This window comes from Bradyrhizobium sp. SZCCHNR1002, assembly GCF_032381435.1.
Lineage (GTDB): Bacteria > Pseudomonadota > Alphaproteobacteria > Rhizobiales > Xanthobacteraceae > Bradyrhizobium > Bradyrhizobium aeschynomenes.
This window is the reverse complement of record NZ_JAUHIS010000006.1, coordinates 176,032-197,256: the sequence shown is the minus strand read 5'-3', so window position 1 is coordinate 197,256 and position 21,225 is coordinate 176,032. Positions and strand designations below refer to the sequence as shown.

Annotated in this window: 16 protein-coding genes; 7 read left to right on the top strand and 9 right to left on the bottom strand. The window is 66.6% G+C overall.

Annotated elements, in window-relative coordinates:
• Positions 1 to 43 precede the first annotated feature (43 nt).
• The 4 genes from purD (at position 44) to QX108_RS25875 (ending at position 7,323) form a co-directional block, all read left to right on the top strand.
• On the top strand, positions 44 to 1,327 hold the full coding sequence (gene purD / locus QX108_RS25890; RefSeq protein ID WP_315784484.1) for a phosphoribosylamine--glycine ligase: 1,284 nt from the start codon (positions 44 to 46) through the stop codon (positions 1,325 to 1,327).
• Between the two features lie 174 nt (positions 1,328 to 1,501).
• On the top strand, positions 1,502 to 4,732 hold the full coding sequence (locus QX108_RS25885) for an adenylate/guanylate cyclase domain-containing protein (RefSeq protein ID WP_315784486.1): 3,231 nt from the start codon (positions 1,502 to 1,504) through the stop codon (positions 4,730 to 4,732).
• 48 nt (positions 4,733 to 4,780) lie between these two features.
• On the top strand, positions 4,781 to 5,275 hold the full coding sequence (locus QX108_RS25880; RefSeq protein WP_246739239.1) for a hypothetical protein: 495 nt from the start codon (positions 4,781 to 4,783) through the stop codon (positions 5,273 to 5,275).
• Positions 5,272 to 7,323, top strand: coding sequence for a cytochrome P450 (locus QX108_RS25875; protein ID WP_315784488.1), 2,052 nt, complete (start codon positions 5,272 to 5,274; stop codon positions 7,321 to 7,323). The genes QX108_RS25880 and QX108_RS25875 overlap by 4 nt, the downstream gene beginning before the upstream one ends.
• On the opposite strand, the gene tadA is transcribed toward QX108_RS25875, so the two are convergent.
• Positions 7,307 to 7,753, bottom strand: coding sequence for a tRNA adenosine(34) deaminase TadA (tadA, locus tag QX108_RS25870; RefSeq protein WP_172112460.1), 447 nt, complete (start codon positions 7,751 to 7,753; stop codon positions 7,307 to 7,309). The two genes, QX108_RS25875 and tadA, sit on opposite strands and share 17 nt — an antisense overlap.
• Positions 7,754 to 7,886: 133 nt before the next feature.
• Here tadA and QX108_RS25865 point away from each other — a divergent pair, with 133 nt between their 5' ends.
• Both QX108_RS25865 and rsmD read left to right on the top strand, forming a co-directional pair.
• Positions 7,887 to 10,028, top strand: a complete 2,142-nt coding sequence (locus QX108_RS25865) for a pseudouridine synthase (RefSeq protein WP_315784490.1) — start codon at positions 7,887 to 7,889, stop codon at positions 10,026 to 10,028.
• Positions 10,029 to 10,037: 9 nt separating this feature from the next.
• The gene (gene rsmD, locus QX108_RS25860; protein WP_315784492.1) at positions 10,038 to 10,592 is read left to right on the top strand and encodes a 16S rRNA (guanine(966)-N(2))-methyltransferase RsmD; all 555 of its coding nucleotides are present in this window, start codon (positions 10,038 to 10,040) and stop codon (positions 10,590 to 10,592) included.
• A gap of 191 nt (positions 10,593 to 10,783) precedes the next feature.
• On the opposite strand, the gene mutL is transcribed toward rsmD, so the two are convergent.
• Complete coding sequence (gene mutL / locus QX108_RS25855) at positions 10,784 to 12,637, bottom strand: DNA mismatch repair endonuclease MutL (RefSeq protein ID WP_315784494.1); 1,854 nt, start codon at positions 12,635 to 12,637, stop codon at positions 10,784 to 10,786.
• Between the two features lie 206 nt (positions 12,638 to 12,843).
• On the opposite strand from mutL, the gene QX108_RS25850 reads away from it, so the two are divergent.
• Complete coding sequence (locus tag QX108_RS25850) at positions 12,844 to 13,155, top strand: ribbon-helix-helix domain-containing protein (protein ID WP_315726387.1); 312 nt, start codon at positions 12,844 to 12,846, stop codon at positions 13,153 to 13,155.
• Between the two features lie 422 nt (positions 13,156 to 13,577).
• Here QX108_RS25850 and QX108_RS25845 read toward each other — a convergent pair whose 3' ends face one another.
• The 7 genes from QX108_RS25845 to QX108_RS25815 form a co-directional block, all read right to left on the bottom strand.
• Entirely contained in the window at positions 13,578 to 15,146 is a 1,569-nt protein-coding gene (locus QX108_RS25845; protein WP_315721778.1) for a GMC family oxidoreductase, read from the bottom strand.
• 36 nt (positions 15,147 to 15,182) lie between these two features.
• A complete protein-coding gene (locus QX108_RS25840) occupies positions 15,183 to 15,731 on the bottom strand; it encodes a gluconate 2-dehydrogenase subunit 3 family protein (protein WP_172112454.1) in 549 nt (182 codons plus the stop codon).
• Between the two features lie 49 nt (positions 15,732 to 15,780).
• Positions 15,781 to 16,176, bottom strand: a complete 396-nt coding sequence (locus QX108_RS25835) for a VOC family protein (protein ID WP_006610406.1) — start codon at positions 16,174 to 16,176, stop codon at positions 15,781 to 15,783.
• A gap of 1 nt (position 16,177) precedes the next feature.
• Entirely contained in the window at positions 16,178 to 16,495 is a 318-nt protein-coding gene (locus QX108_RS25830; RefSeq protein WP_315784600.1) for a c-type cytochrome, read from the bottom strand.
• Between the two features lie 455 nt (positions 16,496 to 16,950).
• Complete coding sequence (gene arfB / locus QX108_RS25825) at positions 16,951 to 17,370, bottom strand: alternative ribosome rescue aminoacyl-tRNA hydrolase ArfB (protein ID WP_006610408.1); 420 nt, start codon at positions 17,368 to 17,370, stop codon at positions 16,951 to 16,953.
• A 1,021-nt stretch (positions 17,371 to 18,391) separates the two neighbouring features.
• Entirely contained in the window at positions 18,392 to 19,771 is a 1,380-nt protein-coding gene (locus tag QX108_RS25820; protein WP_315784497.1) for a pitrilysin family protein, read from the bottom strand.
• Positions 19,771 to 21,156, bottom strand: a complete 1,386-nt coding sequence (locus QX108_RS25815; protein WP_315784499.1) for a pitrilysin family protein — start codon at positions 21,154 to 21,156, stop codon at positions 19,771 to 19,773. Before QX108_RS25815 ends, QX108_RS25820 begins: the two co-directional genes overlap by 1 nt.
• Positions 21,157 to 21,225: the final 69 nt, after the last annotated feature.

Genomic DNA, 21,225 nt, shown 5'->3' with positions numbered 1-21,225 from the left:
TGGGGCCTCCAAATCGGCCCACCCCTCTGCGACGGCATCGACCATGAACATTCTCCTCATTGGCTCCGGCGGCCGCGAGCACGCTCTCGCCTGGAAGATGGCCGGTTCCCCACTGCTCACCAAGCTGTGGTGCGCCCCGGGCAATGCGGGAATCGCCAAGGAGGCCGAGTGCGTCGCGCTCGACGTGGCCAACCATGCGGCGGTCATCGAGTTCTGCCGGGCGAACAAGGTCGATCTCGTGGTGGTCGGGCCGGAGACGCCGCTGGCCGCCGGCATCGTCGATGATGTGAGCGCCGCCGGGATCAAGATCTTCGGGCCGAGCAGGCTCGCGGCGCAGCTCGAAGGCTCCAAGGGCTTCACCAAGGATCTCTGCGCCGAATACGGCATTCCAACCGGCGCCTATAGCCGCTTCGACAACGCCCCGGAGGCGCTGGCCTATGTCCGCGAGCACGGCGCGCCGATCGTCGTGAAGGCCGACGGCCTGGCGGCGGGCAAGGGCGTCGTCGTTGCCAAGACGCTGGCCGAGGCCGAGGACGCTGTCAGGATGATGTTCGATGGCGGCTTCGGCGTCGCGGGCGCCGAGGTGGTGATCGAGGAATTTCTCGAGGGCCGCGAGGTCTCGTTCTTCGCGCTCTGCGACGGCGAGACTGCCATTCCGCTGGCCTCGGCGCAGGACCACAAGCGGGTCTTCGATCACGACCAGGGACCGAACACCGGCGGCATGGGCGCCTATTCGCCGACGCCGTTCGTGACGCAGGAGATTCATGACCAGATCATGACGCGGATCATCCTGCCGACCATCGATGGCATGAATGCGCGCGGCACGCCGTTCAAGGGCATCCTCTATGCCGGCCTGATGCTGACGGCCCAGGGACCGAAGCTGTTCGAATACAATGTCCGCTTCGGCGATCCGGAATGCCAGGTGCTCATGCTGCGCATGATGTCCGACCTGGTGCCAGCGATGCTGGCCGCCTGCGACGGGCAGCTCAAGAATTTCGACCTGCGCTGGTTCCCTGACGCCGCCGTCACCGTGGTCATGGCGGCGAAGGGCTATCCAGGCGACTATGAGAAAGGCAGCGTCATCGAAGGTCTGGACGAGGCCGCGCGAATCGACGGCGTGGAGATATTCCACGCTGGCACCGTGGCGAAGGACGGTGCGATTCTTGCCAATGGCGGTCGTGTGCTGAATGTTTGCGCCTCCGGAAAGACTGTCGCCGAAGCCCAGGAGCGCGCCTACCAGGCGGTCGATCGCATCCGTTGGCCCGATGGTTTTTGTCGCCGCGATATCGCCTGGCAGGCGCTGGAGCAACAGCGGGGCCAGGGCTGAAAGGCGGCATGAAGGGCGCGCAATGAGAGTTGCCGATGTCGATCCGGTCTCAGTGCCATCTCGAGACCATCTTGGGCCCATCCTTCAGGCTATGTTTCCCGCGAAAATTGTGGCAGTTCCATAGTCCCCCTGTTGTGATGGGATGAGTCAGTTCCGCTGGGGAACGGAGTGGCCATGGAATGCGCGCGATGCGGGAAGCAGAATTTGCCAGGGAGAGCCGCGTGCGAACTCTGCGGCGAGCCGCTCGGCCTCAAATGTGAGGCGTGCAGTCAGACGAACAGCCCGTCGAATCGCTTCTGCGGCCAATGCGGCTCACCGCTGCCGGGCCGGCTGGCTCCGCCCGACCAGGCCGCGCAACGCGTCCTGAGGACGCTGAGCAGCAAGGGCGGTGAACGCAAGCGTCTCACCATCCTGTTTGCGGACATTCGCGATTCGACCCAGCTGATCGACAGCCTGGGCGATCCCGAACTGGCCATGCAGCAGCTCGACCCGGTGCTCAACCTCATGAAGGAGGCGGTTCACCGTTACGACGGCGTCGTCAACAAGACCCAGGGCGACGGCGTCATGGCGCTGTTCGGGGCCCCGGTGCCGCATGAGGATCATGCGGTCCGCGGCTGTCTCGGTGCCCTGGCGATGCAGGATTCGATCGCGCGCCTCGCCGACCCGCGGCTGCAGGTCCGCGTCGGGCTGCACACCGGCGAGGTGATCGTCCAGGTCGTCGAAAACAGCATGTACCAGACCTACGATGCCGCCGGTGCCAACGTCCATCTGGCCAACCGCCTCGAGCACATGGCCGAGCCGGGCACCATCCTGATCAGCAAGGAGACCTACGCAGGCGCCAGGCAATTCGTGGAAGCCGAGCCGCTCGGCACCCACACGGTGCGCGGAATAGCCTCTCCCGTCTCGATCTACAAACTGATCGGCCGCCTCAACGCGCCGGCCAGCGATGTCTTCCGCAGCGGGCAGCGCCTGCTGCCGCTCATCGGCCGCAATGCCCAGCTCGACGTCCTCGAACGCGAGCTCGACAACGTGCTGGCGGCGCGCGGCTCCGTCGTCGGGATCGTCGGCGAGGCTGGCATCGGCAAGAGCCGTCTGTGCTTCGAGTTCGCGGAGCAGTGCCGCCGTCAGGGCATTCGCGTCTACGAGGCGCGCGTGCTCGCACACGGCCGCGCCACGCCGTTCCAGCCCGTGCTCGAGCTGCTGCGCGATTTCTTCGGTATCAGGCCGAAGGAGGCGGTCGAAGTGTCGCGACAGCGCGTCGTCGAGAAGCTGGAAGCGATCGGCGTTCCCGATACGGCGCTGGTCCTGCTGCTCGACTTCATGAGTCTGGCGGACCCAACGCGGCCGGCGCTGCGCCTCGATCCCGGCGTGTTCAGGACGCGCCTGTTGAACGTGTTCAAGACCCTGTTTCGCTCGGCGCCTGCCGACAGCGCCATGGTGATCCTGATCGAGGATCTGCATTGGATCGACGAGGCGAGCGAGGAGTTCGTCGAGGCGCTGGCCGAGGCGACGATCGGCACCAAGACGCTGCTGGTCGTCAACTACAGGCCTGGCTTTGCGTCGGCGTTCATGCAGCGGGCGCCGTTCCACGAGCTGCACATCGTTCCGCTCGCCTCTCCGGAAGCGCGCGAATTGCTGCGCGGCGTCTTCGGCGACGATCCGTCGCTGGAGGTGCTGGCCGGCGACATCGTCGAGCGCGCCCAGGGCAATCCGTTCTTCCTCGAGGAACTTGCCAGCGCCGTTTCCGAGAGCGGCGGCTTCGAGGGCGAGCGCGGCGCCTACCGCCTGAAGGGCGGCATCAGCCCGATTCCTCTGCCTCCCACGGTGCATGCCGTCGTCGCGGCGCGCATCGATCGCCTCGGCGAGGCGGCCAAGAGTGTGCTGGAGACGGCCGCGGTGATCGGCCGTTCGGTAGCGCTGGCGGTGCTCAAGCCGGTGATGGGCTTGGGCGACGCTGAGCTTTTCGACGCGCTCGCGCAGCTGCGGCAGGCCGATCTCCTCTACGACTTGCCTCCGTTCGACATGGGCGTGCTCGCCTTCCGCCACCCGCTGATCCAGGAGGTGGCCTATGCGATGCAGCTGCGTTCGCGGCTGAGCAACGTGCATGTCGCGGTGGCCAAGGCGATCGAGGCGCTCGATTGGGGCAGTCAGGACGAGTTCGCAGCCCTGATCGCTTCGCATTACGAGTTTGCCGGACAGACTATGCAGGCTGTCGAGCATCTGCAGCGCGCCGCGCGCTGGATCGGGCGCACCAACACTGCCGAGGCGCTGCGGCTGTGGAAGAAGATTCGCGCCATGCTTCAGGCGTTGCCGCAATCGGAGCACGTCGACCGCCTGCGTGCTCTGGCCAGCGCACAGATCCTCAACGTCGGCTGGCGCGAGGGCATTTCCGCCGAGGAGGTCAAGCCATTCGCAGAGGAGGCGCTGCGCTATGCGCGTTCCTCAGACAAGATGCATGAGCCGCTGGTGATCGGCGCCTATGGCCGGGTGCTGGCGTCGACCGGCGCCGCCGATGATTACGTCAACCTGATGCAGAACGCCGTCAAGCTGACCTCGGAGGAAGGGGACGTCGGCCGCTACGCCACCGTCAATGCCATGCTGGCGCAAGCCTATTTGTTGTCGGGGCGGGTTCGTGAGGCACTTGCGGCGGCCGAGACGGCGCAGGAGGCCATCACGCAGCAAAGCGGCTTCGACAGCGATGTGACCCTGGGCCTTAACCCCAATCAGATCATGGGCTTCGACGTCGGATATTGGATCCGGTGCCTCAAGGCCCGGATCCTGTTTCAACTCGGGCGACTTGAAGAGCTCGAAATTCATCTTTCTGAACTGCTGGAGGCTCCTGCCGAACAGCTCGCTCCCGTCGTGCGCTTCATTCCCCACTTTGCCGCCATCGAGTTCGCCAGATCTGGCGGCCGGGCCGAGGATGCCGCGGTGCATTCCGCCGAGTTGCATCAGATCGCTGAAACATCGGGGATACCATATCTTCGGGTGCAGGCATTGGCGGGGGCCGGCATCGCTCGGGTCGCGGCCGGCGACGTGACACATGCGGCCTATGATTTTCGCGAGGCCATCGAGTATTCGAGGCGAGCCAAAGCTGGCCTGGAGTTCGAAGCCCGCATGTTGGGCTACCTGGCTGAAGCATTGTACCGTGCGGGAGACATGCAAGCCGCATTCGATATTTCGAGCGAAGCGATCAGCGTTTCCCGGCGCCGGACTGATCGCGTCGGCGAGCTTCATGCCGTGTTGCTGCGCTGTATGATCCGCGCGTCGGACTCTGATTTGCGGAATGATGCCGAGGCATTCCAATCGCTTCTCGACGCCGAGCGCTTGCTGGAGGTCTCCGGCGCCGAGATCTACAAACCCATGTTGATAGAGTGCCGATCATACCTTGAAGGTACTAGATGACCCGTGCAGTATGACCACTTTCCATGAATCATTTTGGGAGGCGGGCACATGGGGATGATGATCAAGGACAGTACGACCCTCGATATTCTCGTACAGTTGAACAGGCGTTTCGAAGCTGAAGCTTTGCACGAAATGGTCGAACTGCAACGTGAGTTCGGCGTCTTCTCGCTTCAACATGGTTTGCAGCAATCATTCGCACTGCTCGGAATCGTGCCGCAGGATTGGACGGAGCGTCGCCGCTGGTACCGGTTCCTGGAACACCTCCGGACCTATCCGTCGGATCTCGCCGGAGTGAATGGTCACGACCGCGTCATCAGGGCGTTCAAGGACGACTTGGAATGCGAGAAGCCCTTGCCGGTTTCGATCGTCTGCCACTCGGCCGCTCAGGATCCGAGAGTGACGGTCGCGCATGGCCGCCCGGTGGTGTTCTCGCTCGAAACCCATGTCATCGTTTCGATTCCGACCACGCCGGGCCGGGAGGCGCGTCAGAATCTGGCTGAGGAAGCGCGCAATCGGCGCGTCCAGAAGCGCGGCAAGAAATGAAGGAGGCCGCGGGCAGCGGCATCGAGCCTGATCAACCCTCGCTCGAGGCCATCTGCTCCGATGTCGATGCCTATTACAGTGCCTGCGTCGCGCGTCATGGCGCGACGCCGCGTGGCGTCGACTGGTCGTGCGAGGCGACGCAGAGCTTGCGCTTCGTGCAGTTGATGAAGCTGTGCGATGCGTCGGCGCCGTTCAGCCTCAACGACATCGGCTGCGGCTACGGGGCGCTGGTGCCGTTTCTGGCCGCGCGTTTCGCGTCCTGTGAGATCGATTATCTCGGCATCGACCTGTCCCATGCGATGATCAGCCGGGCGCGGCGGCGCTTTGCCGGCCCGTTGCGACGTTTCTCCGTCGCCGCCGAGAGCCCGCGCGTCGCCGATTATTCGGTCGCCTCGGGCATCATGAACGTCAATGTCGGCTATTCGCGCGCGGCCTGGGAAAGCTACGTCAGGGCGATGTTGCAGCGGATGTTCGCGACCAGCCGACGCGGCTTTGCGGTCAATTTCCTCCAGGCCGCCGCCCACGAGACGTTGGAAGGCGATCCGATCGACACGCGCCTGTATCGTACCACGCCGGATGATTGGGCGGCCTATTGCGAGCAGGCGTTTGCGGCCGACGTCGAGCTCATCGCCGACTATGGCATGAAGGAGTTTACGCTCCTGGTGCGCCGTGCGCCCGACGCCGCCGCGGTCGGCGGCGACTCCATTCCCCGGACATCTGTCGTTCGGTCGTTCCCCTCGCAAGCCGCGCGGCACGGCGCGGCGGTCGAGCGTGCCGTCGACGTGCTGATCTCCTCGCGCGGCCACGCCAGCCCGGCGCGACTGGAGCGCGCCTGCGCGCTGCTCCGCCAGCATGCGCCGCTGCACTGGGTCGAGCGTCCGGGCGTGCGCCCGTTCTGGGCCGTCACGCGCTACGCGGATATCGTTGCGATGGAGACGCGCAGTGGAGAATTCGCCGCCGGCCCGCGGACCTATCTCGCCAGCGAGGCCTCCGAGGCAGTGCTGCAGCGGGTGACCGGCAAGCCGCAACTCGTGCGCAGCCTGACCGAGATGGATCCGCCCGATCATGGCGTCTACCGGGCGATCCTTCAGGGGGCCTTTGCGCCGCCCGCCTTGCGCGAGATCGAGGTCTGGCTGTCGCAATGGGCTGCCGAGATCATCGATCGCCTGGCTGCGCGCGGCGGGCGAAGCGATTTCGCCGCCGACGTGGCGATGCCGTTCACCTTCCGCGTCATCGGCCGCATGCTGGGGACGCCCGAAGCCGATGACATACGGCTGGCACGGCTCGCCCAAGCCTTCGTCGGGGCCGAGGATTCGCAGCGGCGTCTTGCGGAAACGCCCGGGGATACGATGCGCATGGCGATGCTGGCGCTGCGCGACTATTTCGAGGCACTCGCCGCCGATCGTCGCGCCCGTCCGCGCGACGATCTCGCTACTTCGATCGCCAATGCCATGCCGCATGGCGAGGCGATGCCGCATTATGAGCTGATCTCCTACTTCATCCTGCTGGTCACCGCGGGCCACGACACCACCGCGCTCGCGCTCGCCGGCGGCCTGGAGGCGCTGCTGGCCGAGCCCGAGCAGATGGCGCGATTGCGCGGCCAGCCTGAGCTGCTCGATGCAGCCATCGAGGAGATGCTGCGCTGGACCACGCCGGTGCGGCACTTCATGCGGACGGCGATCTGCGACACCGAAGTCGGGGGACGGCCCATTCGCGCCGGTGACGCATTGGCGCTGTTCTTCCATTCCGCCAATCGCGACGAAGCGGTGTTCGCGGACGCGGGCGCGTTCCGGATCGATCGCAGCCCGAACCCGCACATCGCCTTCGGCCGCGGTCCGCACATCTGCATGGGGCTGCAGCTGGCGCGGATGCAGATGCGGACGTTGTTCGCCGAGCTGCTGCGGCGAACCGAGCGGATCGAGCTCGCGGGGCGCGTTCGCCGCGTGCAGTCGCAATTCATGAGCGGCGTGAGCGCGCTGCCGGTCCGGATCGTGTTCCAAGGCTCGCACAACGCGGCGGCTGAGTCGGGCCTCAGCGCCTCGCCTTGAAGAACGCCTTCAGCATGGTCGCAGCCTGCTGCTCGCCGACCGCCGAATAGACCTCCGGCGCGTGATGGCAGGTCGGTGATGCGAAGAAGCGCACGCCGGACTCGACTGCGCCGCCCTTGGGATCGGCGGCCCCATAATACAGCCGGCGGATGCGGGCGAAGGAAATGGCGCCGGCGCACATCGTGCAGGGCTCCAGCGTCACATACAGGTCGCAATCCACCAGCCGCTCGCTGCCGATCGCCTGCGCGGCCTGCCGCAGCGCCAGGATTTCGGCATGGGCGGTCGGATCCCGGTCGGTCAGGGTGCGGTTGGCGGCGGTGGCAATGACGGCATTGTCGCGGACCACGACGCAGCCGATCGGCACCTCGCCGGAAATTGCGGCCGATTCGGCCGCTTTCAGGGCCAAATCCATGAAAGAAGGGCTGTTCATGGCTCGTCATACCCGCCCAAGTCTGCTACTGCATCGCCCTTCAGCAAAACCGGACCCCGATTTCCCGCGTGACATGCGCTGCTCGAGAAGCGCGCGTATCACCCCGCGTCCTGCACCTCGAAGTGAGACCTTCATGCCCCGCGATACCGACAAAGACAATGATTCCCGCGGCCGCCGCGGTGGCGCCCCGCGGGGGCGGTCCGAGGGCGGCAAGGGACGCTCGGGCGCCGCGCGCGGGCCGGAGAAGAAGTTCGCCAAGCGCGGCTTCGGCGACAAGGAAGGTGGCGGCAAGAGCTTTGCCAAGCGCGACGGCGGCAAGCGCTCGTTCGACGAGGGCCGCGCGCCGCGCCGCCGTGACGAGAGCGATGCGCCGCGAAAATCCTATGGCGACAAGCCGCGCTTCAACCGCGACGAGCGTCCGCGCGGCGACCGGCCGTATGCGGCACGTTCGGGCGAGGGCGAGAAGCGCGCCTTCAAGCCGCGCGGCGATCGGCCGAAATTCGACCGCGACGAGCGCGGCGGCGAGAAGCGGCCCTACACGCCGCGCGCCGGTCGCGACGAGGCTCGTCCGGCCGGGCGGTCGTCCGAGCGCAAGTTCGGTGAGCGCAAGCCCTACGCTCCGCGGGAGCGCGATGGTGACAAGCGGCCCTATACGCCACGCGGCGAAGGCGCGCGCGATCGCGGCGAACGGCCGCGGACCGAGCGCAGCTTCGGCGATCGGCCGTCGCGCAGCGGCGACCGGCCGGAGCGGAAGTTCGGCGGAGAGCGCAAGTTTTCTCGCGGCGCCGAAGGCGATCGAGGCGAGCGCAAGTTCGGTGCCGGTGCGCGCGGGCCGCGCAAGGAGTTCGGCGACCGTCCGCCGCGCGGCGAGACCAAGCCGTGGCAGAAGCGCAGCGCCGATGGAGATCGTCCGGAGCGCGGTGCGCGTCCGCCGCGCGAAGGCGGCCGGAGCTTCGATCGCCCGCGCAGCGAGCGCAGCAGCGAGGATCGTCCGAGATTCGACAGGCCCAAATTCGACAAGCCCAAATTCGATAGGCCGAAGTTCGATCGTCCGCGCGGTGATGACGACCGTGGCTTCGACCGGCCGCGTCGCCGTCCCGAAGGGCGCACCGATTGGCAGGAGCACCCGCGCAGCGAACGTCGGGGAGGCGACAGCTTCTCCGCCCGCCCGCGCCGCGACAATGAGGACGACAGCAAGGTCTTCGCCAAGCGTCCGGCCTTTGGCGGCCGCGGCGCCTATCGCGAGCGCAAGCCCGAGACCGACAAGCGCAGTGCCCGCACCAGCGCCGCCGCCGAGCCGGCCAAGCCGAAGAAGCCGGGCGAGCGCATCGCCAAGGTGCTGGCGCGTGCCGGCCTCGCCTCGCGGCGCGATGCCGAGGAGATGGTGACGCAGGGCCGCGTCAGCGTGAACGGCCGCGTCATCAACTCGCCCGCTCTCGACGTCACCGAGAACGATGAGATCAAGGTCGACGGCGCGCCGTTGCCCGAGCGCGAGCGCACGCGGCTGTTCCTCTATCATAAGCCGCGCGGGCTGATGACGACGCACAGCGACCCCGAGGGGCGCCCGACCGTGTTCGACAATCTGCCCGAAGGCCTGCCGCGGCTGATCTCGATCGGCCGGCTCGACTTCAACACCGAGGGCCTGTTGCTGCTCACCAATGACGGCGGCTTGGCGCGCGTGCTCGAACTGCCGGATACCGGCTGGACGCGGCGCTACCGCGTCCGCGCCCATGGCGAGATTACGCAAGGACAGCTCGATCAGCTTGCCGCAGGCGTCGAGGTCGATGGCGTGAAATACGGCCCGATCGAAGCCACGCTGGAGCGCGACCAGGGCGCCAATGTCTGGCTGGTCGTTGCGATCCGCGAGGGCAAGAACCGCGAGGTGCGCAACGTGCTGGCGCATCTCGGCCTCGAGGTGAACCGCCTGATCCGCGTCTCCTACGGTCCGTTCCAACTGCTGGAGCTGCCTGAAGGCGAGGTGCAGGAGGTCAAGACGCGGGTGCTGCGCGAGCAGCTCGGCGAGAAGGTCATCGCGCAATCCGGCGCCGATCTCGGCCCGGCGGGCAAGGGCAATCGCGAGCCGCTGCCGGACCCGAAGCCCAAGCCGAAGCGGGAGGTCGTGGCCGACCGCAAGGGCCGCCGCGTGCTGGTTCAGCGCACCGGCAGCGAAGAGGCCCGCGAGCGCCACGAGGCGGAAGCCCGCTTTCCCGGTCCGCCGCGGCGGCCGAAGCGCGGTTATCACGGCAAGCGCGATATCACGCCGCAGGACGAGTAGGGTGGTGCGATGCGTGTCGTCGGTGGACGGCTGAAGGGCCGCAACATCGCTTCGCCCGCCTCGCGCGACATCCGGCCCACCCAGGACCGGCTGCGCGAGGCGCTGTTCAACATCCTCGTGCACGCCTACGACGATCCGATCGACGGCGCGCGGGTGCTCGATTTGTTTGCCGGCACCGGCGCGCTCGGCATCGAGGCGGTATCGCGCGGCGCGGCGTTCACCTTGTTCGTCGACAACGGCGCCGAAGCGCGGGCGTTGTTGCGCAACAATGTCGAGGCGCTCGGGCTGGGCGGCGTGACGAAGGTGTATCGCCGTGATGCGACCGATCTCGGTCCGGCGCACCCGGTCGAGCCGTTCGCGCTGGTGTTCCTCGATCCTCCCTACGGCAAGGGCCTGGCCGAGAAGGCGCTGGCCTCGTTGCGCGACGGCGGCTGGCTGGTGCCATCGGCGCTGCTGGTGGTCGAGGAGTCCAAGGCCGCCGCGTTCAAGGCACCCGAGGGCTTTGAAGAACTCGAGCGGCGCGCTTACGACGACACCGAGTTCGTGTTCCTGCGCGCCGTCTGAGGTGTGCCGAAGTGTTTCATCTTTCTCCTCCGTCATCGTCCGCCACCCGGTCCGGCCTTCGGCCGGCCGGATGACAAGCTCCGGCGGACGATCCAGTACGCCGCGCCGTTCGTGAGCATCACCAGCGCCTCGGAGTACTGGATGCCCCGCCTGCGCGGGGCATGACGGCTGAGTGAATTGTGGCAGCGTCGCTATCTCCTCCCGAACAGCTTCTCGACATCGGCCAGCTTCAGCTCGACATAGGTCGGGCGGCCGTGGTTGCACTGGCCGGAGTTCGGCGTGTCCTCCATCTCGCGCAGCAGCGCGTTCATCTCCTCCGGCTTGAGGCGGCGGCCGGCGCGGACCGAGCCGTGGCAGGCCATGGTGGCGGCGACGTGCATCAGGCGGCGCTCCAAGGGCAGCGCCTCGCCCCATTCCTCCATGTGCTCGGCGAGGTCGCGGAGCAGGCCTGCGGCATTGATCTTGCCGAGCAGCGACGGTGTCTCGCGTACGGCGACGGCGCCGGGGCCGAACGACTCGATCGCGAGGCCGAACGAGGCGAGCTCATCGGTTCGCGCCAGCAGCGACTCGACCGTGGCTTCGTCGAGCTCGACGATGTCCGGGATCAGCAGGATCTGCCGCTGCACGCCGTGCGCCGATAGCGAGGCCTTGAGCCGCTCATAGACGATGCGCTCATGCGCGGCGTGCTGGTCGACGATGACGAGCCCGTCGCGGGTCTGCGCCACGATGTAGGTGTCGTGGATCTGCGTGCGCGCGGCGCCGAGCGGACGGTCGAGCAGATCGGGCGCTGCCGGCTGCTCGTGCAGCCGGACGTCGGCGCGGGGCGTGCCGACGTCGAACGCCGCTTGAGAGGATTCCGCCAGTCCGAAGGATTCGAGATCAGGTGAGGCGGCAGCCGCGGGGAAGGAGCCGCCGAAATGCGGCATCACCGGCGCCGACGGCGAGCGCTGCCAGTCCCAATTCATCGGTCCCGGGTTGGGCCGCGGCGGCGCGAAGGCGGGGCGGAAGGCGGCGATTGTCGCGCCGCCGTCATTGGCCGCGGTACGTCGCCCCTCCCGCGCGAGGCCTTCCTTCAGCGCGTGGATGATCAGCGCGCGCACCAGGCCGGCATTGCGGAAGCGCACCTCGGTCTTGGCGGGATGAACGTTGGCATCGACCTCGCGCGGATCGAGCGTGACGAACAGTGCCACCATCGGATGGCGGTCGCGCGGCAGATAGTCCGCGTACGCCGCGCGCACCGCGCCCAGGATCAGCTTGTCGCGCACCGGGCGGCCATTGACGAACAGATACTGCCCGAGCGCATTGGCCCGCGTCAGCGCCGGCGCGGCGGCGAAGCCTTCGACGACGACATGATCACGCTCGCTGCGCACGGCGATCGCATGGCTGCGGAAGTCGGCGCCCAGGATGTCGCCGAGCCGCGTCAGCTGTCCCGGCGCGCCGGGCAGTGCGGCGGCCCAGGTCACCGGCGCGCGCTCCTCGCCGGCAAGCGTGAAGGCGATGTCGGGCCGCGCCATCGCCAGCCGCCGCACCACCTCGCGGATCGCCTCGGCCTCGGTGCGGTCGGTCTTGAGAAACTTGAGCCGTGCCGGCGTCGCGTGAAAGAGATCGGCGACCTCGACGCGGGTGCCCTGGTTGAGCGCGGCCGGCGCGATGTCGGACTTGTCGCCGCAATCGACGGTGATCCCCCACGCATGCGGCTCGCTCTTGTGCCGCGTCGTGATCGACAGCCGCGCGACCGAGCCGATCGACGGCAGCGCCTCGCCGCGGAACCCGAGCGTGCGGATCTGCAAGAGGTCCTCGTCGTCCAGCTTCGACGTCGCGTGGCGCTCGATCGCGAGCGCGAGGTCGGCCGCGGTCATGCCGCCGCCATCGTCCGATATCGCGATCTTCCGCCGGCCACCGCCGTCGGTGAAGACGTCGATGCGGCTGGCGCCGGCATCGATCGCGTTCTCGACCAGCTCCTTGACCACGCTCGCGGGCCGCTCGACCACCTCGCCGGCGGCGATGCGGTTGATGACCTGTTCGGGGAGCTGGCGGACGGGCATGGGGCGGAGCTGTCGTCGGATTGGGATGCGCTGGTGTGGTCGCCGCAGCGGCGCGGAGCCAAGCTGCCGCGGCGCCACATCTGTGGCCGGACAATAGCCTTTTTCATGCAGCGCGGCAGGCGAAAGCCACGTTCTCCAACGGGATTGTGAGGCGGGCGGGGCCGGTATATCGTTTCGCGAAAATGACAATCTGCCGGAGGAAGCCCATGTGCCGTCTGTTCGCACACCAGCCTCAGCGCGATTATGAGTCGCAGACCCGCAGTTTGCGGATCGGCGGCCATAGCACGTCGATCCGGCTCGAAATGGCATTCTGGGACACGCTCGAGGAGATCGCGGCCAAGGAAGGCATGAGCGTCGCCAAGTTCGTGACGACGCTGTACGCCGAGGTGCTCGATCATCACGGCGAGGTGAAGAATTTCGCGTCGCTGCTGCGGTGTTCCTGTTTGATCTACCGGGCGAAGGCGAGTGCGGCGATGCCGGAGTTCACCGCGGCCGCGATCATGGACGCGGCCGAGTAGCCACCCGACCGCTCTCTCGTCTCCCTCCCCCGCCTGCGGGGGAGGGGAATCGCACATGGAGAGGCGGAGCCGTCGCGGCGAGCGAACCTGCAACTTAGTTACTCCGTCATGCCCGGGCTTGTCCCGGGCATCCACGTCGGTCTCAGCATGCCGGACGACGTGGATGGCCGGGACAAGCCCGGCCATGACGACGTGGAGAGAGATGAGCGCATAACCTCGTTTGTCATATGCGATAACCCTGCGGGCGAGGGTGGGGTGGGGCGTCGCACGGGCGGTCTTTGCTGTAGAAGCTTCATCAGCAGTCTTTGCTGAGCTTTCCCCCACCCGCATCGCATCTTCGATGCGATGCGACCTCCCCCGCAAGCGGGGGAGGCGCTGACCGTCGTCGCGGTGACGGCGATGCCTCCGATGACTAAGCAGACTCAAATCTCCTTCTTCTGCATCGCGCCGGCGATGTAGTCGGCCTGGCGGATCGCCAGCGCCACGATCGTCAGCGTCGGATTGCACGCAGCTCCCGTGGTGAACTGGCTGCCATCCGACACGAACAGGTTCTTGACGTCATGCGTCTGGCCGAACTTGTTGACGACGCCATCCTTGGCCTTGTCGCTCATCCGGTTGGTGCCGAGATTGTGCGTCGAGGGATAAGGTGTGGTCGGATAGGTCACGGTGGCGCCCACCGCTTCATAGATCGCCGAGCCCTGCTTGTAGGCGTGGGCGCGCATCGCGACGTCGTTGGCATGATCGTCGAAATGCACTGAGGCCACGGGCATGCCGAACTTGTCCTTGGCGACCGGATCGAGCGTGATCCGGTTGGTCTCCTGCGGCATGTCCTCGCCGACCAGCCACATGCCGGCCATGCGCGGATAGGTCTCCATCGCCGCGGTGAAGCTGCGGCCCCAGGCGCCGGGATTGAGGAACGCCGCCATGAAGGGGAGGCCGAGCGACAAGGTCTCCATCTCATAGCCGCCGACGAAGCCGCGCTTCGGATTGAACGCCGCCTCGTCACGGACGATGCCGGCCATCGTAGTGCCGCGATACATGTGCACGGGGTTCTCGAACGTCGCATAGACACTGCCGGTCATGTGCCGCATGTAGTTGCGCCCGACCTGCCCTGACGAATTGGCGAGACCATCCGGGAACATGCTCGACGCGCTGTTGAGCAGGAGCCGCGGGCTCTCGATCGAGTTGCCGGCAACCGCGACGATGCGCGCCTTCTGCAACTGCATCTTGCCCTGGCTGTCGGCATAGACCACGCCGGTCACCTTGCCCGATGCATCATGCTCGATCTTGATCGCCATGCTGCCGGACCGCACCTCGAGATTCCCGGTGGCCTCGCCCTTCGGAATCTCGGTGTACAAGGTCGACCACTTCGCACCGGACTTGCAGCCCTGGAAGCAGAAGCCGATCTGCTGGCAGGCACCGCGGCCGTCGCGCGGCTGCGAGTTGATCGCCATGTTGCCGGTGTGGACGGTCTTGTAGCCGAGCTTGCGGGCGCCGGCCTCGAGCACCTTGAAATTGTTGTTGCCCGGAAGGCCGGGGATGTCGTTGGTGCGCGTCACGCCCATCTTGAACTCGGCCTTGGCGTACCAGGGCTCCATCTCGGCGAGCGTCACCGGCCAGTCGAGCAGGCTCGCGCCGGGCACGCCGCCATAGGTGGTCCGGGCCTTGAACTCGTGTTCCTCGAATCGCAGCGAGGCGCCGGCCCAATGCACCGTGGACCCGCCGACCGCCTTGACGATCCAGGCCGGCAGATTGGCGAAGTCCTTCGCCACGCGCCAGCTGCCGGATGTCGTGCGCATGTCGGTCCAGGCAAGCTGGGTGAAGCTCTCCCATTCGTCATTGATGAAGTCGGGAATCTCGTAGCGATTGCCGGCTTCGAGAATGACGACCTTGATGCCCTTCTGCGCGAGCTCGTTGCCCAAGGTGCCGCCGCCGGCGCCCGAGCCGATGATGACGACGACGCTCGAATCGTTCTGATCGAATTTGGCCATGGTGGTTTCCTCCGTGTTTTCTGTTGTTCGCCGGCGTCAGGCTTTTGGCAGCCAGTCGATGTCGGAGAAGCCACGGTTGATGTAGCCGCCATGCTCGGCGGAGGAGCCCTCGTAGCCGAACTTCGGCCAGAGCTCCTTCTGATTGTAGAGCGACACCACGAGGTCGCCGCGCAGCGTCTTGAAGAAGGTGGTCTGCTCGATACCCACAAGCAGTGCGACGCGATCGACCTCCCACGGCACCTGCGCATACGGCACCTTGTGGCGATCTTTCGCATCCTGGTCGAGGCGGGCAATGCCGTCGGTGATCATCGCCTTGACGGCGGCGTCTTCGGCGGCCTTGCCGTCCCACGGCTTGACCGCGACGATGTAGTAGCGGTCGGCGAGGAAGTCGTGCGGATAGATGTCGCGCGCGACCTTCACCAGGGTCTTCAGGGTCGCCGGCGTCAGCGCTTTCGCATCCTCGGCCCAGGCGTCGGTGATCCCCAGACCCGTCGCAGAGGCGACGGCTGCGGCGGGCACGGTCGAGGCCGCGCCCTTGAGAAAGACGCGGCGGTCGTATTTGTTGCGGCGGTCGACTTCTCTCATTGGACTTTCCTCCGTGATTTCTGATTTTGTATCGTCGTCGTTCAGCGGCTCAGCCGAAGCGGCCGCCGCGCTGGATCACCTCGATCTTGTAGCCGTCGGGATCGCTGACGAAGAAGAAGCGCGCCAGCGTCGCGCCATTGTGCTTGAAGTCGCGCAGCGGACCGGGCGCGAGGTTCTCGCGCTCGAAGCGGGCGTGCTCGGCATCGACATCGTCGACCACGACCGCGAGATGGCCGTAGCCGTCGCCGAGCGTATAGGGCTCCTTGCGGTCGAAGTTGACGGTGAGCTCGACCTCGAACGGCGAGGAGGGATGGCGCAGATAGATCAGTGCGAAGCCGTCGAAGCGAAGGTTGTCGGCGATCTCGAGCCCAAAGGCGCGCTTGTAGAAGTCCAGCGCCTTGGCCTCGTCGAAGACGCGGATCATGGAATGTACGGGCTTTGCCATCTCAATTGTCCTTCAGGTAGTTGATGATCGCGGCGCGGACGTCGGGCTTGGCCTGGCGGTAGGCCATGACGGCGCCGGGGATCAGCTCTTGCGGATTGGTCAGCCAGGCGTCGAGCTTGGCCTCGTCCCAGGTGAAGTCGGCTTTCGCGAAGCCGGCGGAATAGCGGAAGCCTTCGACGGAACCGGCGCGGCGACCGACGATCTTCGACAGCGGCGGTCCCTGTCGCATCGGCTCGGTGCTGCTCAGCGTGTGGCAGACACCGCATTGCTGCTTGAACAAGGTGGCGCCATCGGCGGGCTTGGGCGAGGGCAGTGCCATCTGCGCGGAGGCGATCGTGGTGCCGAGCACCGCGCTGCAAAAAAGCCCGACAAAAACAGGCGCAAGCCGCGCCGCACGCCATCCCGACATCGATCCTCGCTCTCGTTTTTTCTGAGAGTAGGTCGCAGCCGATGTGGTGTGGTAGTAGCCGGCTGTTTCAGCGAGAACAAAGCAGGCGCGGGTCGTTGCAGCGCGGGAGGTGAGTCAGCAATGCAGACTCATTGTTCTGTCATCAGTCGTGCGACGTGTTACGGGCGGCTCTGTACGAACCTATCTTCAGCGCCACACCCATCGTCATTCCGGGGCAAGGCCGCAGGCCTTGAACCCGGAATCCCGGGCTTGGCTTGCTTTCGTTTTCAATAAGATCGAGATTCCGGGTTCAATCGCCGATGCGCAACGCGCATCGACGATTGCCCCGGAATGACGGGGTGGGTGACAAGCAGGCGGCCGGCCAACTAATCGTCGAAACGCCGTGCGCCGCGGCCGGCCTTGACATCGCTGCGGAGCTTCTTGCCTTCGAGGCGGCGCTGCTTGGAGCCGAAGGTCGGCTTGGTCGGCCGCCGCACCTTTGGCCGCACCATCGCCTCCCTCAACAACGTGACGAGCCGCTCGATCGCATCGGCCTTGTTGCGCTCCTGGGTCCGGAAGCGCTCGGCCTGGATCACGATGACGCCGTTCTTGGTCATGCGCTGACCGGCGAGCCGCGCCAGCCTTGCGGCTGCGTCCTCCGGCAAGGTGATGCGGCTGGTGTCGAAGCGCAGCTGCGCCGAGGTCGACAGCTTGTTGACGTTCTGGCCACCAGGCCCGGAGGCGCGGACGAACGAGATCTCGATGTCGTTCTCGTCGATGGCAAGGTCGCGGGAAATCCGCAGCATGGGGGCACCAGGTGGAATCGAAGGATGTCGTGGGCACCATAGCGGGTTTAGCGGCGGTGCGCGCGGGGTGACACCGAGAGTGCGGTTGGCCCGGGACGGCTCGCAAAATCTCCGCCGTCATCCCGGCGAACGCCGGGATCCATAACCCCAGGGAGCGGTTTGGGGCAGGCTGGTCGTTGACACCGTCCGCATCATTTCGGCTGCGGGCCATGGGTCCTTGATCGGCGCCACGCCGCGCTCCGCGCGTCGCGGCTTGTCCGGGACGACAGCGGTGGGGGTGGCGGACTTCACGGTTCAAACAGCTGGTGGATGGGCCAAGGACACGGCTGAGCTGGGGACACAGCTTCGCTCTCTCGCGGCACGCATGCCCGAGGCTTGCATCGTCGTGGCCCTCGCAAGCATGCAGAGGGCGCGGGGAATGCCGGGCGCTGGCCGCACCCATGGCCCGCCTGCGAAAAAAATGCAGGCGGCAGGAACCACAGGTTCAGCCGAGACATCCCGGCATTCCCCGCGCGATGGTCTTCACGCTTATACGCAGTCTCCCTGGTGCCCGGCTCGTTGGCCACCATGCCGCAACAATGCTCGCGCATTGCGCTGTCGACACCAGCTTCGGGGTGTCAGGACGCTGCGACTTCACGTCCGCGAGCGATCGTTCGTCCGCGCCCTCGTTGCCGAGGGACGCTGCGATCTCTCGCGGCCATCGCATCCCCGCCTCGCGTGTCGTGACGATCGCGCGCAACGCCCCATCTGCTTGAGGCGGGATGCGGGGAGATGATCATGATTTCAGAAAAATAGCAAGCAGATTATTTTTATCAGAAGTCGTGCTCAGGCCTCCGCTGTCGTCCCGGCCTTGCGCCGGGACCCATACTCCGCGGCGGACCTGGTGGGCAAAGGGCCAACGATTGGCGTGCCTCAAACCCCTCCCTGGGGGTATGGGTCCCGGCGCGAGGCCGGGACGACACCGTTTGTGCTGTGGCAGCTGTGGTCAACCGCACCGAGGTGTGATGCGGCGCCGCCCCGCTCAGTTCGTCTTGGTCACTGGCGCCGTGACCGGGGCTTGCGCCGGCTCGGCAGCGGCCTGCGGGGTGCGGCCGACGACGGCGGTCAAGAGGCCCTGGCTCCAGAGCTGCTTGGCGGCTTTCTTCGCATCCTCCAGCGTCACCGCGTTGACGATCTCGCTGCGCTTCTCGATGTAGTCGATCGGCATCTTGTCGAGCTGATATTGCAGCATCGCCTGGGCGAGCTTGGAGGAGGTGTCGAGCGCAAGCATCTGCGAGCCGTTGATGTAGGACTTGGCCTCGTCGAGCTCCTGCTGGGTCGGGCCTTCCTCGGCGATGCGGCGGATCTCGCCCTCGACGGCTGCGATGGTCTCGCCGGCGCGGTCGAAGCGGGTCGCCGTGTTGCCGATGAACAGCGCCGAATGATCCATCCACAACAGCGCGTCATAGACGGAATAGGCCAGGCCGCGCTTCTCGCGCACCTCCTTGTACAGCCGCGACGACAGGCCGCCGCCGCCGAGGATGTGGTTGACCACATAGGCCGCCATGAAGTTCGGGTCGTGGCGGCGGATGCCGGGGCCGCCGAAGGTGATCACGGTCTGCGGCACGGCGAGCGGCACGTACACGCTGCGCGGCGGCTTGGTGGCGACGACGTCGGGCACCGGCGTCAACGTCGCCTTGGCCGGGAGGGCGCCGAACGTCTGGTCCAGCAGCTTGCCGAGCGTCGCCGGATCGACGTCGCCGACGACGGCGACCTTCAGCGTGTCCTTGGCGAGGATGCGCCGGGTGTAGTCCTTGAGGTCGTCGACCGTGATGGTCGGCACGCTCTCCAGCGTGCCGTTGGAGGGCCGGCCATAGGGATGATCGGGGAAGGCGAGCTCGAGGAATTTGCGGCCTGCCAGCGAGCTCGGATTGGTGGTCTCGCGGCGCAGGCCCGACAGCACCTGCGAGCGGATGCGCTCGACATCGGCGCTGTCGAAATGCGGCGAGGTCAGCGCCGTGCGCAGCAGCTCGAACGCCTCGTCCTTGTTGTCGCGCAACATGCGCAGCGAGCCGCGGAACTGATCGCGCGATACCTGGAACGACAGCTCGATGGCGCGGCGATCGAGCCGCTCGTGGAAGGTCTTGGAGTCGAGATCACCGGAGCCTTCGTCGAGCAGATCGGCCACGAGGTTGCCGACGCCGGGCTTGCCCTGGGGGTCCTGCGAGGCGCCGCCCTGGAAGGCGTATTCCATCGCGATCAGCGGCACGGTGGCATCCTGCACGAACCAGGCTTCGATGCCGCCGGGCGAGACCAGGCGCTGGATCTTGGTCGCGGCCTGGGCGGCCGGAGCGAGCGTCAGCGTTGCGGCGGCGACGGTGAGCGCGCAGGCGAAGCGGCGGGCGAAGGTCATTGGGTGCATCACGACCGCTTCTCCTCGCGCTTGGCGGCATTGTCCTTGATCAGATAGCCGGTGACCGATCGCTTCTTGTCGAGCCATTTTTGCGCGGCGGCGCGGACCTGCTCGGCCGTCACGGCGCGGATGCGATCCGGCCAGCTTCTGATATCCTCGATGCTCAGCCCCGTGGTGAGGCCGCCGCCGTACCAGCGCGCCATGGTGGCCTGGTTGTCCTGGGCGTAGATCGCTTCCGCAATCAGCTGCGTCTTGACGCGCTCGAGATCGGAGGCCGGCACGGGGTTCTGCGCGATCTCGGCGATGACGCTGTCGACCACGGCCTCGACCTGGGCGAACTCGACGCCCGGCCGCGGCGCGACCGCAACCGAGAACTGGCTCGGATCGAGCGAGGTGCCCTGATAGGACGCGCTGGCATTGATCGCGAGCGGCTTGTCGACGACGAGCGCGCGATAGAGATAGGAGTTGCTGCCGCTGCCCATCAGCTGCGCCAGCACGTCGAGCGCAGCGGATTCGCCGGGCGCGGCCGTCGTCGCCGAGGGCACCAGGTAGAAGCGGCGCATCGAGGGCTGCTCGACATGCGGATCGGCCAGGGTGACGGTGCGCGGCGCCACCGGCTCGGGCTCCTGCGGCCGCAGGCGGCGCGCGGGAATGTCCGGCTGCGCGGGGATCTTGGCGAAGGTCTGCTCGACCAGCGGCCGCACCTCCTTGACGTCAGTGTCGCCGGCGATCACCAGGATTGCGTTGTTGGGGGCGTAGAAGCGGCGATAGAAGGCGAGCGCGTCCTCGCGGCTGAGCTTCTCGATCTCCGGCTTCCAGCCGATCACCGGCCGGCCATAGGGATGGTTGACGTAGAGCGCCGCCATGACCTGCTCGTTGAGACGGGCTTCCGGCGAGTTGGCGACGCGCATGTTGTACTCTTCGAGCACGACGTCGCGCTCGGGCAGCACGTTCTCGTCCTTCAGCACCAGGCCGGTCATGCGGTCGGCCTCGAACTCCATCATCTTCGGCAGCTGGCTGCGCGGCACGCGCTGGAAGTATCCGGTGTAGTCGACCGAGGTGAAGGCGTTCTCGTTGCCGCCGATCTTCAGCACGGTCTTGGAGAACTCGCCGGCGGGATGCTTCTCGGTGCCCTTGAACATCAGGTGCTCGAGGAAATGCGCCAGCCCCGATTTGCCGGGCGTCTCGTCGGCCGAGCCGACCTTGTACCAGATCATCTGGGTGACCACCGGCGTGCGGTGATCCTGGATCACGACGACCTGAAGGCCGTTGGGCAGGGTGAAGCTGGCGGGGGGCTCGGAGGCGAACGTCGTTTGCGCCGAAGCGCCGGCCGTGAACGCGAGGAGGGAGACGAGTGCGGCGGCGACGGGGATGAACCGGTGCGAGGACATCATGATCCTTCTGAAGGCCCGCAAGCGCGGGGCAATCGGGTTTGAGCGCAGCATGCTACACCGCGCGGGACG

Bases quoted from the DNA above. Each gene is read 5' to 3' on its own strand.
- purD (WP_315784484.1), top strand. From the start codon at position 44: ATGAACATTCTCCTCATTGGCTCCGGCGGCCGCGAGCACGCTCTCGCC.
- QX108_RS25885 (WP_315784486.1), top strand. From the start codon at position 1,502: ATGGAATGCGCGCGATGCGGGAAGCAGAATTTGCCAGGGAGAGCCGCG.
- QX108_RS25880 (WP_246739239.1), top strand. From the start codon at position 4,781: ATGGGGATGATGATCAAGGACAGTACGACCCTCGATATTCTCGTACAG.
- QX108_RS25875 (WP_315784488.1), top strand. From the start codon at position 5,272: ATGAAGGAGGCCGCGGGCAGCGGCATCGAGCCTGATCAACCCTCGCTC.
- tadA (WP_172112460.1), bottom strand. From the start codon at position 7,753: ATGAACAGCCCTTCTTTCATGGATTTGGCCCTGAAAGCGGCCGAATCG.
- QX108_RS25865 (WP_315784490.1), top strand. From the start codon at position 7,887: ATGCCCCGCGATACCGACAAAGACAATGATTCCCGCGGCCGCCGCGGT.
- rsmD (WP_315784492.1), top strand. From the start codon at position 10,038: ATGCGTGTCGTCGGTGGACGGCTGAAGGGCCGCAACATCGCTTCGCCC.
- mutL (WP_315784494.1), bottom strand. From the start codon at position 12,637: ATGCCCGTCCGCCAGCTCCCCGAACAGGTCATCAACCGCATCGCCGCC.
- QX108_RS25850 (WP_315726387.1), top strand. From the start codon at position 12,844: ATGTGCCGTCTGTTCGCACACCAGCCTCAGCGCGATTATGAGTCGCAG.
- QX108_RS25845 (WP_315721778.1), bottom strand. From the start codon at position 15,146: ATGGCCAAATTCGATCAGAACGATTCGAGCGTCGTCGTCATCATCGGC.
- QX108_RS25840 (WP_172112454.1), bottom strand. From the start codon at position 15,731: ATGAGAGAAGTCGACCGCCGCAACAAATACGACCGCCGCGTCTTTCTC.
- QX108_RS25835 (WP_006610406.1), bottom strand. From the start codon at position 16,176: ATGGCAAAGCCCGTACATTCCATGATCCGCGTCTTCGACGAGGCCAAG.
- QX108_RS25830 (WP_315784600.1), bottom strand. From the start codon at position 16,495: ATGGCACTGCCCTCGCCCAAGCCCGCCGATGGCGCCACCTTGTTCAAG.
- arfB (WP_006610408.1), bottom strand. From the start codon at position 17,370: ATGCTGCGGATTTCCCGCGACCTTGCCATCGACGAGAACGACATCGAG.
- QX108_RS25820 (WP_315784497.1), bottom strand. From the start codon at position 19,771: ATGCACCCAATGACCTTCGCCCGCCGCTTCGCCTGCGCGCTCACCGTC.
- QX108_RS25815 (WP_315784499.1), bottom strand. From the start codon at position 21,156: ATGATGTCCTCGCACCGGTTCATCCCCGTCGCCGCCGCACTCGTCTCC.